Genomic DNA, 12,957 nt, shown 5'->3' on the forward strand with positions numbered 1-12,957 from the left:
GTAACATTTTCCACGCACGCCCCCGCCGCGCAGGACAAGCTGATCGTTTGCTGATATAAACAATCCCCTGTCAGATACCGTAAAACAGGGCCCCGTCATGACTGAACCTTTTCGCCTGCACCCGCAACTGGCCGCCGACACCGACCTGGTAACCGAAGGCCCGCTTTCGCGTATTTTAATGATGAACGACGCCCGCTATCCGTGGCTGATTTTGGTTCCGCGCCGCAATGATCTGGTCGACTATGACGACTTGACCGCCGACGAACGCGAAATGCTGGGGCGCGAATGTGCCGAAACATCCAAAACCCTGAAACGCCTGTTTAAGGCCAATAAAACCAATGTTGCGATGTTGGGCAACATGGTGCCGCAACTTCATTGCCACGTTGTTGCGCGTTTTCCCGGTGATGCGGCCTGGCCCGGCCCGATCTGGGGCGTTGGGCAATCGCTTCCGTTTCGCGAAGATGACGCCAAAGACCGCCTGAGTGCGTTGCGTGCCGACCTGATTTCAGCCTTTCGCCACCTCTGACCCATATCTTGACGCACATCAAGGCGGTGGATTTGGAATAATGCAAAAAACGCTTCATCACATTGATGAGGCCAGATTTACCATGACATCCACCGCCCTGCATCAGAAATACGACTTGCGCCTGCCGCGCTATACCAGCTATCCAACCGCCCCGCATTTCAGCCCCGCTGTAAATGGTGTGGTTTATCGGCGCTGGCTGTCGGAGCTGGACCAAAATCAGCCCCTGTCGCTTTATTTCCATGTGCCCTATTGCGAGGAAATGTGCTGGTTTTGCGGCTGCAACACCAAAATCACCAAGCATTACGGCCCGGTGGGCAGCTATGTTGATGTGCTGCGCGCCGAGATTAAAAATGTGCTATCGGCCCTGCCGGGCAAATACCCGGTTGCCCATATTCATTTTGGCGGTGGCAGCCCCACCATTTTAAGTGCCGATGACCTGCGCAATATCATGAATGACATCGCGCAGGGATTTGACGTTCTGCCCGACGCCGAAATTGCCATTGAAATGGACCCGCGTACCGCAAAGCCCGACTTTATGGACGCAATGCGTGATTGCGGCTTTACCCGGTCCAGCATCGGGGTGCAGGATTTTAACGACACCGTGCAAAAAGCAGTGAACCGCGTGCAGTCGTTTGAACTGGTCGCCGGTGTGATTGCAGGATTGCGCGAACGCGGCATGACCGGCATCAATGTTGATTTGATGTATGGGTTGCCGTTTCAAACCATCGATGGCGTGATGGACACGGTTGATAAAACCGTAACGCTAAACCCGGATCGTTTATCGGTGTTTGGCTATGCCCATGTGCCATGGATGAAAAAACACCAAAACCTGATCCCGACCGAAGCCCTGCCGGGCACATCGGAACGGTGGGCACAATATGATGCCATTCAAAAACGCCTGTCCGAACACGGATATGTTGCCATCGGACTGGACCATTTCGCCCGCGCCGATGATGAAATGGCCCAGGCCATGCTGGCAGGTGACTTGCACCGTAATTTCCAGGGTTATACGACAGATCGCGCCGAAGCCCTGATTGGCATGGGCCCGTCGGCGATTTCGTCGCTGCCACAAGGATATGCCCAAAACGACCCGGCTTTGGCCCGCTGGAAACGCTGTGTTGAAGATGGCCTGATGGCCATTGAAAAAGGCGTCGCCATTACCAACGAAGACCGCATCCGCCGCGACGTGATCAACGAACTGATGTGTCATTTATCGGTCGATCTTGATGAAGTTTGCCGTGCCCATAATGTGCCGGTATCGCACTTTGCCGATGAACTTGATCAAATCCGTAAAATGGTGGTCGATGACATTGCAACGCTGTGCTGCAACACCATCACCGTAACACCAACTGGCCGCCCGCTGGTACGTGCGGTATGTGCGGTGTTTGATACATTTCTGGATCACAGTGCAAACCGCCATTCGCAGGCGGTATAATATACCCCCCGACAAAGCAGAGACTGGCAGCACTTAAGCTGCCAGTCCCCGAAGCCTGATTGCCTGGGGCAAATCAGTTATCCCATACCGGGGCAAGTCCATCGGGGCTGACAATTCGGCCATCAGGCCGCGCCAGTGCCGATATCGCCTGCATATCGGCCGTTGAAATTTCAAAATCAAAGATATCGAAATTTTCCACCACCCGTTCTTCACCCACGGTTTTGGAAAGCGCAATCAGGCCATCATGCTGGATCACCCAGCGCAGAACAATCTGCGCAACGGATTTTCCATATTTGGCCCCCAGTTCTTTTAGAACATCGTCTTCAAACACCTTGCCATCGGCCATGGCGTAATAAGATGTAATCGACATTCCTGTCTCTTTTGCGGCAGCCATCACTTTTGACTGATCAATATAGGGATGAACCTCGATCTGGTTGGTCACAATCGGGGCATCGCTCAGCGCAACGGCATCGGCCATCAATTGGATGCTATAATTGCTAACCCCGATATGGCGAACTTTACCGGCCTTGCGCACTTCATTAAGCGCGCCGATCTGCTCGGCCAGAGGTACTTCCATTTTCGGCCAATGCAACAACAGCAAATCAACATAGTCGGTTTTCAGCTTTTTCAGGCTTTCCTCGACCGATGCAATAAAATCGTCATGGCGGAACTTGTCGACCCAGACCTTGGTGGTCAGAAAAATATCCTGCCGCGCCACAGATGACCTGGCAATGACACTGCCAACTTCAGCTTCGTTGCCGTAAATCTGTGCTGTATCAATATGGCGAAAGCCTACATCGAGTGCCTTGGGCACAATTCGCAAAACATCTTCACCGGGCATACGAAACGTACCAAAGCCCAAAGCGGGAATATCGGCACCATTGGCTTTTACGCGATGCATTCAAAGTCTCCTTGTTGATTTTGTCACGGAAAACCTCCGCTTTCGTTCAACCCGGAACCTATGTGTGTTCTGAAATCATGCAAGGACGAAGCCTGAGAATTAAATTCCAAGCTGTCGGTCATGCACAATGTAGTCGCGCCAAAAGCAGGGCCTGAACGTTTAGCCACGCTCGCCGATCAGCTCAAGGCAGCGTTGCGCCACCAGCCTTGCGGGTTGCAACGAAGGATGATGAAAAACTTCCAGCTTTGCTGTGTTCCGCGCATCAGCCAATGCGGCCCCCTGCCCCTGCCCCAGGGGGCGGGCATAGCCGCGATCAAACAGGTTTTGATGCAGGCGGCGATGGCGCGGGGCGGCAATGCCATCGGGGGCATAAATATACACCCCGCCCGGGGCAGCACAGGCCTCGCAACACATTGAAACAGAATCGCCCGTCACAATCAAAATATCGGCCAACGCCAAAAAGCCAAAATACGGGTTGTCTTCGGTGCTGTTCCAGCCATGCAGGTGAAAGGGGACATTGGCGTTTTCCAGCAGGTCCGCAATCAGACTTTCATTGTCGCGACCGGTCCGGCGGCTGGTTGTTACCAGCAAGGCCCCGCCGGTATCGCGTGCCGCCTTAATGGCGGTTTGGGTCATATCCCGGGCCATTTCGGCGGTGAAGGTGGTTTTTTTGGTGCTGCCCCCCACGATCAGGGCGATGAGCGGGTGCGGCAACCCGTGAAATTTACGGCGCCATGCCTTGCCTTCCAGCACCAGCCGGGTTTCGCTAATGCGGTGTGGAGCACCAGGGATTTCCAATATATTTTCAGCCGCTCTAACACCGTCATGGGCGGGAACGGCGATTAAATCAAATTCCTTCTCGCCGCCATCCGGGCGCATGATCTGGCAGATCCGGGTTTTACCCCCGCTTTGCCGCTTGATCCAGCGGGCCACCGGGGCGGTTCTGCGCCCTGCAGCAATGACCAGTTCCGGCCACGGCGCATGCAGCTTTTCGCGTGAACGCGGGGTCACGCCCAGCAACGATGCCCGGCGGACAAAATTGGGCAGTTGCGCCGCACGGGTATAGGAAATATCGATGCGTTCAAAACGGCAGGCCATTGCCTCGGCCACACCAACCGCCTGATTAACATTGCCCGCCCGGTCATCGGCCAAAACCCATATCCGGTTGTGCCCGGTTTCGCTCATTGCGCTATCTGTCATTATTTCCCGCATCGTCGCGTGGCGGCCAGAAGGTGGCCTTTCCCCCCTGTTATAAAACAGGCAAAAACAATTACCAGCCCCCCGTAACATAATCGCAATCCACCGCCTTTGACGCAAGGTTGGGCAAACAGGGATGAAAATATCGCAAGACTGGCGTAAAAGGGCATATTACAGGCACGCACCCAAACTGTTTTGCCGTGCCGATAAAACCGGGAAATGTCCGCCGCATGTTAAAAACATCGCAATCCGTTCGCCGCAGTGCACGCCTTGTGCTGGTGGGCATGTTGCTGTTATTGCCCGTTACGGTTTTTTTCAGCATGCAGGGCTGGCGCGACACCCGCCTTGTCACCCTGGAAGAAGAAGGCCGCAACAAGCTGGAACTGTATCGCTCCAACTTGCAAGGGGCGATCAAGGAACACGAATATCTGCCGATCACGCTGGCATCAGACCGCCGCATTCTGACCCTTGCCGGGATGCACCACCCGACCGCGCAAGACACCAGCGAAGTCAACCGATACCTGGAAAAACTGGCCGCCGACAGCGGCGCGTCCGACATTTATTTCATGGATAACAGCGGCGAAACCATTGCGGCGAGCAACTGGAACAGCAACGCATCCTTTATCGGGCGCAATTTTGGCTTTCGTCCTTATTTTAAACAGGCGATGGGCGGCAATACCGGGCATTATTTTGCCTTTGGCATCACATCAAATGTGCCAGGTTATTATATTTCTCACCCGGTATTAACCAATGGCCGCGACATTGCCGGGGTAATGGTGGTTAAAACCCATCTGGAAACGCTGATCAATCGCTGGGCACGCGGCGGTGAAAGCGTTCTGGTCGAAGATGAAAACGGTATCGTCATTATTTCGTCGCACCCGGAATGGCGGTTTCGCGATTTACGCGGCCTGCCCGACGGGCAACGCCTGAATGTTTTAAAATCGCGCAAATACGGCGAATATCCCTTAACAGCGATGCCCGTTATCAAGGGCGACTGGCCGCGCGACGGGGTGATGACAACGTTAGAACTGGCATCCATCGCACCTGAAACCCCTGTTGAACACGACACCATCATCAGCGACGACCGCCCCGCCGATGTAAACAGCACCAACATCGCACCGAACCCGGCCAGGTCCAATGCCGCCAACCCGTCATTTGCGGGTCATTCCGTGGCGGGCTTTCCCCCGCCCGGCCCGGATGGCAGCCAAACCACAGGGGTCAAAACACCCGCAACCACCCGATACCTCACCATCGGTAGCACTTTGCCCCGGCAAGGCTGGCGGATTTTCCTGTTAACCGACAAGACGGTACTTGATCAGTCGATATTGGCAGCGGCCTTCATCGCCGGGGCCATCCACATTATTATTATGGGCACCATCTTCACGTTGTTGCAGCGTCGGCGCGCGATGCTGGAACAGCTTGAAATGCGCGACTGGTCGCAACGCGAACTGGAACATCAGGTAAAATTGCGCACCGCCGACCTGATGGATACCAATGTGCGGCTGGCCGAAGAAATTACCGAACGCCGACGTACAGAAGATGCCCTGCGCACGGCCCAGGCCGAACTGGTACAGGCGGGTAAACTTGCCGCCCTTGGCCAGATGTCGGCTGGTATCGCCCATGAAATAAACCAGCCCTTAACCGCCATTCGCAGCTATGCCGATAATGCCCGCCAGTTTTTTGCCCGTGGCCAGACCGAACCGGTTGAACGCAATTTAACCCGCATTTCCGAACTGACCGAACGCATGGGCCGGATTACCAACCATTTAAAAACATTTGCGCGCCGCCCCGAATATGACAGCGGCCCGGTTGATGTCGCCCACTCCATTCAAAAGGCCATCGATCTGGTGCGCGAAACCGGCCGCGTTGCCAATGCCGTGATCGATTTTACCCGCCCCGATCACAGTATTTTTGTCACCGCCGAAGAAACCCAGCTTGAACAGGTTTTTGTCAATTTGCTGACCAACGCTGCCGATGCCAGCCGTGATCAGGATGATGCGCGGATTACGCTTGATATTACCCGTGGCATTGACCGCATTTTTGTCCGTGTCTCGGATAACGGATCGGGCATTTCTGATCAGACCATGCCGCAACTGTTTGATCCGTTTTTTACCACCAAACAATTTGGCGATGGCCTGGGGCTGGGCCTGTCGATTTGTTATGGCATCTTGCGCAGTTTTGGCGGCACCATCCGCGCTGAAAACCTGCCCGCCCCTGATGGCGGGGCCTGTTTTGTGGTTGAATTGCGCCCTGCCAGCAAAGCTGGCACCCGCAATGACCGGCGCAATGGCGCGGCAGGCTCGACGGCGGCGACAGCGGGTGTTAAAACACCCGACCATGAATTTGCACTGCTAAACGAAAAACCCGCCATCCCGTCCGCCACCGCCCCGATAACGGGCCGAAACGAAACCGGGACCGGGACCGGTGTTGTTCAATCTGTACTGCGACCAAAGGATAAGCGGTGACCCACCCCTGCGAACATGTACTGTTTGTTGACGATGATGCCGATGTGCGGGAAGCCGCACAGCAAACATTGGAACTGGCAGATATTCCGGTCGAATGTTTTGAGCGGCCCGAACTGGCCCGAGATCGCATTGCCAAGGGCTGGCCCGGCATTCTGGTCACTGACATTCGCATGCCCAAAATGAGTGGCATGGAATTGCTTGAACAAACCATCGCCCTGGACGCCGACCTGCCGGTTATTTTGGTGACCGGGCACGGAGATGTTGCAACGGCGGTAAAAGCAATGCGCAGCGGAGCCTTTGACTTTATCGAAAAGCCATTCGCACCGGATTATTTTGTTGATATCGTCCGTCGGGCCTGCGCCCATCGCCGCCTGATCAGCGAAAATCACGCGCTAAAAGCCGAACTGGCCCGCCATCTTCCTGCCAGCAACGGCCTGATCGGGCGCACGCCACCAATGGAAAAACTGCGCAGCCTGATTGGCAATATCGCCACCACCAATGCCCATGTCCTGATTAATGGCGAAACCGGGGCGGGCAAAGAAGTGGTCGCCCGGACCTTGCACGATATGTCGGGGCGGACCGGGCCGTTTGTGGCGATTAATTGCGGGGCTGTTCCCGAAAACCTGATTGAATCCGAACTGTTCGGCCACGAAGCAGGCGCCTTTACCGGGGCAGACCGCAAACGGATTGGCAAATTTGAGTTTGCCCACAAAGGCACCGTTTTTCTTGATGAAATTGAAAGCATGCCGCTGTCATTGCAGATAAAACTGCTGCGGGTTTTGCAGGAACGCGCACTGGAACGGCTGGGATCCAACACCACACAACCCATTGATTTACGCGTGGTTGCGGCAACCAAGGTTGATCTGCGCGACGCCGCATCACGCGGGGAATTTCGCGAAGACCTTTATTACCGCCTGAATGTGGTGCAGTTGCACATCCCGCCCCTGCGCGATCGCAAAGACGACATTCCGTTATTGTTTGCCCATTTCCTCAAACAGGCCAAAGACCGCTTTGGCCGCAGTTTCGAGCCGTTAAACCCGCAGGAACTGGCCCGTTTTTCCAGTTATGACTGGCCGGGGAATGTGCGCGAACTGCGCAATGCCGCCGAACGCCGGGTGCTGGGACTTGATACGCTGGCAAACGACGCCAGCAGCAAAACCAGCACAACCCTGCCCCTGCCCCGCCAGGTGGAAGCCTTTGAAAAAAACCTGATCTGCGAAGCCCTGCGCAAGCATGGCGGCAACGTAACCGCCACAGTTTTGACCCTGGGCGTGCCGCGCAAAACGTTTTACGACAAACTGGCAAAATACGATATTTCCCCTGCCGATTTCCGCAACCGGGCCGACGCTGAATAGCACAGCGGCCCGCTTTTTCCGTGCCGAACCGGACCGTTATGGCGCTACGGCCTGCGCCACCCCGCGCATTGCACCCACAAAACCTGGGCGCGAGTATTAACAGGTCATTTTTTTGTTGGCGTTTCGCGAACATTTCCCACATGCTGCTTGTGGGCTTTCCCAAAGGCGCAGACACACTGTGCGAAAAACCGCACATATTAAATTTGCCTTGTGCGGAAATCATAACAAAAATAACAACTTACGCTGCAACGCACCATAGACCAAAAGCAGGCCAAATAGCTGATATGCTTTATGGTTATAGCGCAAACAGCAAACTGGCCCGAATGTTGCTTTGTAAGGTTGCTCGAGTATGAGCGTCGCCAGTTACGGCGATATAGAATGACGCCGATTCAATGGCGCACTATTGGGAAAACGCATTAAGCTTTTAGGGAGAATATATATGCGTCCGGTTACCAAAAAGATTCTGATTGCAAGTGTTGCCATGATGGCGGGTCTTGGCATGGCCTACAATGCCTCGGCTCAGGAAATCATCAAATTTGCGCATGTGGTTGCGCCAAACACCCCGAAGGGTAAAGCTGCCGACTTTTTCAAAAAGCGTGCCGAAGAAATTCTCGGCGACAAGGTCAAAGTCGAAATTTACCCGAACTCCCAGCTTTTTGATGACGACAAGGTTCTGCCGGCCATTCTGCGCGGCGATGTCCAGTTTGGTGCGCCCTCGCTTGCCAAATTTGGCAAATGGACCAAGAAACTTGGCATTTACGACCTGCCATTCCTGTTTAAAGACATGAATGCCGTTTCCTGCTTTCAAGACAGCGACGATGGCAAAAGCCTGTTCAATTCGATGGCAAGCAAAGGTCTGACCGGTGTTGGTTACTGGCACAACGGTCTCAAGCAGCTTTCAGCCAACAAGCCGCTGCGCGAACCGGCCGATGCCAAAGGCCTGAAATTCCGTATTCAAAGCTCGGACGTTCTTGCCGCACAGTTTGAAGCTGTTGGTGCCGTTCCGCAGAAAATGGCTTTCGCCGAAACCTATTCGGCCCTGCAAACCGGCGTGGTTGATGGTCAGGAAAACACCTGGTCGAACATCTATTCGCAGAAATTCTACGAAGTTCAGGATTACATCACTGAATCCAACCATGGCCTGCTCGACTATATGGTCGTTACCTCGACCAAATGGTGGGAAGGTCTGGACCCGGAAATCCGCGATGGTCTGACCCAGGCAATGACCGAAGCCACCAAATACGGCAACGATCTGTCGGCAGAACTGACCGCGCAACAGCGCAAGGAAGTTCTTGATTCGGGTGAAACCCAGCTGGTTGAACTGACCGATGCACAGTTCACCGACTGGCAGAACGCGATGAAACCCGTTTGGACGCAGTTTGCTGGCGAAATTGGTCAAGACCTGATCGATGCCGCAGCAGCCTGCAACAAATAATTCCCTGTAAATTTCTCCGATGAGGGACCGTTTACGATGATCTCGACGGTCGTTACCCGGCTGGAGGAGGGCTTTATCGCCCTCCTGCTTGCCGCCATGACTTCACTTACATTCGCCAATGTCATTGCACGATATGTGTTCAATTCCGGCATCACCTGGGCACTGGAAATGACTCAGTTCCTGTTTGCCTGGTTGATCCTGTTTGGCATGTCCTATGGCGTCAAGATTGGCAGCCATATTGGTGTTGATGCGCTGGTGAAACTGTTTCCGGCAACTTTGCAGCGCATTATCGGCCTGATCATTGTTGCGGCGGGTTTGCTTTACTGTTTCTGGATCACCAAGGGTGGCTGGGAACTGGTGGCATTTAACCACATGCTGGAAATGGAAGCCGAAGATTCGCCCCTGCAATTGTGGGTTGTCTATCTGATCATGCCCATCGGAGGGGCCTTGCTGGCGTTCCGTCTGGCACAGGTGGGCTGGCGCATCATTACGGGCAAACAAACCGGCTTTACCCTTGCCGACGAAGCCCGCGAAGCCATCGACCAGCTTGGCAGCAAAGCGGATGTAAATGACGATGCAAAGGACACGGGTTCGTCCCGTTCCGCATCCTAGGCATCAAAGAGGAATCGCTTATTCATGACCATTGCATTCCTGTTTGTTCTGCTGTTTGTGTTAATGGCATTCGGTGCGCCGATTGCCCTGTCGCTTGGTGTTTCGTCGCTGGCAACGATCCTGCTATTTAGCAATGACAGCCTGGCCACACTTGCAGAAAAACTTTTCAGCGGGATGGAGCATTACACTCTGCTCGCCATTCCCTATTTCATTCTTGCCTCCACCTTTCTCTCGACCGGGGGTGTTGCCCGCCGTCTGATTAACTTTGCCGTTAACAGTGTTGGCTGGTTTCCCGGTGGCCTTGCCATGGCATCGGTTCTGGCCTGTATGCTGTTTGCGGCTGTATCGGGGTCTTCCCCGGCAACCGTGGTGGCGATTGGCTCCATCGTGATTGCCGGTATGGTAAAATCAGGCTATCCGCAAAGCTTTGCGGCCGGTGTGATTTGTAATGCAGGCACACTTGGCATTCTTATTCCGCCCTCCATCGTGATGGTGGTTTATGCCGCAGCAACCCAGGTATCGGTTGGCCGCATGTTCCTGGGCGGGGTTATTCCCGGCCTGATGGTGGGCTGCATGCTGATGCTGGTGATTTATGTGGTCGCCAAAATCAAAAAGCTGCCTAAACAGGATCGTCCGTCGATTGGTGAATGGGGCGGCAGCCTGCTGTCGGCTTCCGGCGGCCTGCTGTTGGTCGTTCTGATCATGGGGGGCATTTATGGCGGGGTCTTCACCCCGACCGAAGCCGCCGCTGTGGCATCGTTCTATGCCATGCTGGTTGCGGTGCTGTTTTACCGTGACATGGGCCCGATCAAGGAACAGCCTTGGATCCCGGAAGGTGGCAATACCGGCTTTGGGGCGATTGCCACGCGCAATATCGGCCTGATGGGCAAAGCGATTGTTCTGTTACCGTTTGACAAGGACATTCGCCACGTTCTGCTCGAAGCTGGCAAAGTGACCATCATGCTGATGTTCATCATTGCCAACGCCATGCTGTTTGCCCATGTGCTGACCACCGAACGCATTCCCCACACCATTGCCGAAGCCATCATTGGCTGGGGCCTTCCGGCGTGGGGCTTCCTGATTGTTGTCAATATCATCCTGCTGATTGCCGGTAACTTTATGGAACCGTCCGCAATCCTGATGATCATGGCACCGATCCTGTTTCCGATTGCGATGAAGCTGGGCATTGATCCGATCCATCTGGGCATCATCATGGTGGTCAATATGGAAATCGGCATGATCACGCCGCCCGTCGGGCTTAATCTGTTTGTCACATCGGGCATAACGGGAATGCCCCTGCTAAAAGTGGTCAAGGCGGCCTTCCCGTGGCTGTTGATCCTGCTGGTGTTCCTGATCATCATTACCTATATCCCGGCGATTTCAACCTGGTTGCCAACCTTGTTGATGGGCCCGGAAAAAGTGATGAATTACTAACATCACCACATAATCTGACCATCAAGGGGTATTCCGGTTGCGGGATACCCCTTTTTTCATTTGTAAAATTGCATGGCTGCTATTCCATCTTCATGACTATGCCCATTTGAATGCTGCTGATTTTTATGGATAATAGACATCATTGAATCGTTTCAAACAAAATCAGGCAGGCAAAGCGTCCCCTCCCCGCAACCGGGGTGACGTTTATCATTTGGGAAAACGGCGACCGCCGCCCGAAATCAGTCCGCCCGAACACGCATTAAACACACACCGTTATAAACCGTGATGACCAACCGGGATCGGACCGCCCCATGAAGAGCCCTGCCATGCCGTTAAATACCAAACGGCTTGCCATTTTACTGGCCGCCCTAACGGCCATAGCCCCTTTTGCCATCGACACCTATTTGCCTGCCATTCCGGCGATGGCAAAGGATTTTGGCGCCCCCATTCATGATGTTGAAGTTTCGATCAGTTGTTTTCTGATCGGCTTTGCCCTGGGGCAACTGGTTGGCGGCCCCATGTCTGACCGCGTTGGCCGCCGCCCGGTCGCCCTGACCGGCCTTGCGATTTATGTTTTTGCCAGTGCAATTATTTTAACGGTGCAAAGCCCGCTGGCGCTAAACGTCATGCGGTTTATTCAGGCGATTGGCGGCGGGTTTGCGCTGGTGATCGTGGGGGCATCGATCCGCGATTTGTTTGACGGCAAGGAAGCCGCACGCATGTTTGCCCTGGTTGCCGTCATCATGATGATCGCCCCGTTGGTCGCCCCGACGGTCGGGGCAGCATTGCTCAGCTTTTCCAACTGGCGATCGATTTTTGTTCTGCTGGTGATTTATGGCAGCCTGATGCTGGTCATCGTGTGGATGAAACTGCCCGAAACCACCAAATTGCGACCGCGTTATGCCGGACCGGCCCGTCGCGTATGGTGGACCTATCTGGAGGTTTTGCGCACCCGTAATGCCGTTGGTTTCATGCTAGCCCATACGGGTGCCAGTGCGGTGATGTTCAGCTTTCTCACCGATTCTCCGTTTATGTATATCGACTATTTCGGTGTCGAACCGGCCCATTTCCCCTATTTATTCGGGGCCAATGTGCTTACGATCATTTTTTGTAACCGCATCAATAACCCGCTGCTGAAACGCATGGAATGTCATCAAATTCTGGCAATCGGTGTTAGTGTACAGCTTGCTGCGGTCGTTGCATTGTTTGTGAGCTGCAATTTCTTTACCCCGTCGCTTTACGTCGTGGTGCCGCTGATCATGGTTTCGGTGGGCGCCATTGGCCTGACAGCCCCGAATGCCACCGCATCCTTCATGCAATATTTCCCCCATATTGGCGGCACGGCAACCGCCCTTATGGGCACGATGCAGTTTTCATGCGGGGCCTTGGCCGGAGTCTTTCTGGGCTGGCTTCATGCCTTTGAAAACGGTTTGTGGCCGGTGACCATTTGTATGCTGGGTTTTGGCATTTTCGCCAATATCATGACCCACCTGGTAGCCAAACCCAAACAGGCAACCGAGAACACAGCCATCGCCCCCTGAACAGGTCTGGCATGCCTTTTACACCCGACATGCCACTTTAATTATCGAAAAACATC

Annotated in this window: 10 protein-coding genes; 8 read left to right on the forward strand and 2 right to left on the reverse strand. The window is 54.3% G+C overall.

What is annotated here, in order from left to right:
- The first annotated feature begins 97 nt into the window (after positions 1-97).
- Together AAC086_RS13295 and hemN are read left to right on the forward strand one after the other, a co-directional pair.
- On the forward strand, positions 98-526 hold the full coding sequence (locus AAC086_RS13295; protein WP_339779249.1) for an HIT family protein: 429 nt from the start codon (positions 98-100) through the stop codon (positions 524-526).
- 40 nt (positions 527-566) lie between these two features.
- The gene (gene hemN, locus AAC086_RS13300) at positions 567-1,961 is read left to right on the forward strand and encodes an oxygen-independent coproporphyrinogen III oxidase (RefSeq protein WP_339779251.1); all 1,395 of its coding nucleotides are present in this window, start codon (positions 567-569) and stop codon (positions 1,959-1,961) included.
- A gap of 73 nt (positions 1,962-2,034) precedes the next feature.
- On the opposite strand, the gene AAC086_RS13305 is transcribed toward hemN, so the two are convergent.
- Positions 2,035-2,862, reverse strand: a complete 828-nt coding sequence (locus AAC086_RS13305; RefSeq protein ID WP_339779253.1) for an aldo/keto reductase — start codon at positions 2,860-2,862, stop codon at positions 2,035-2,037.
- A 159-nt stretch (positions 2,863-3,021) separates the two neighbouring features.
- A complete protein-coding gene (locus tag AAC086_RS13310; RefSeq protein WP_339779254.1) occupies positions 3,022-4,062 on the reverse strand; it encodes a mitochondrial fission ELM1 family protein in 1,041 nt (346 codons plus the stop codon).
- A gap of 227 nt (positions 4,063-4,289) precedes the next feature.
- Here AAC086_RS13310 and AAC086_RS13315 point away from each other — a divergent pair, with 227 nt between their 5' ends.
- From AAC086_RS13315 to AAC086_RS13340, 6 genes are all read left to right on the forward strand, one after another.
- Positions 4,290-6,524: an ATP-binding protein gene (locus tag AAC086_RS13315; protein WP_339779255.1), complete on the forward strand. Its 2,235-nt coding sequence runs from the start codon at positions 4,290-4,292 to the stop codon at positions 6,522-6,524.
- Positions 6,521-7,879 carry a sigma-54 dependent transcriptional regulator gene (locus tag AAC086_RS13320; RefSeq protein ID WP_339779257.1) on the forward strand — a complete coding sequence of 453 codons (1,359 nt, stop codon included), beginning with the start codon at positions 6,521-6,523 and terminating at the stop codon, positions 7,877-7,879. Before AAC086_RS13315 ends, AAC086_RS13320 begins: the two co-directional genes overlap by 4 nt.
- A 439-nt stretch (positions 7,880-8,318) precedes the next feature.
- The gene (locus AAC086_RS13325; protein WP_339779259.1) at positions 8,319-9,314 is read left to right on the forward strand and encodes a TRAP transporter substrate-binding protein; all 996 of its coding nucleotides are present in this window, start codon (positions 8,319-8,321) and stop codon (positions 9,312-9,314) included.
- A gap of 36 nt (positions 9,315-9,350) precedes the next feature.
- Positions 9,351-9,926 (forward strand): TRAP transporter small permease, encoded by a 576-nt coding sequence (locus AAC086_RS13330; RefSeq protein WP_339779261.1) that lies wholly within the window; start codon positions 9,351-9,353, stop codon positions 9,924-9,926.
- Positions 9,927-9,950: 24 nt separating this feature from the next.
- A complete protein-coding gene (locus tag AAC086_RS13335; RefSeq protein ID WP_339779262.1) occupies positions 9,951-11,360 on the forward strand; it encodes a TRAP transporter large permease subunit in 1,410 nt (469 codons plus the stop codon).
- Between the two features lie 311 nt (positions 11,361-11,671).
- A complete protein-coding gene (locus AAC086_RS13340) occupies positions 11,672-12,901 on the forward strand; it encodes a multidrug effflux MFS transporter (RefSeq protein WP_339779264.1) in 1,230 nt (409 codons plus the stop codon).
- Positions 12,902-12,957 lie beyond the last annotated feature (56 nt).

It is taken from the genome of uncultured Thalassospira sp., from assembly GCF_963976115.1.
Lineage (GTDB): Bacteria > Pseudomonadota > Alphaproteobacteria > Rhodospirillales > Thalassospiraceae > Thalassospira.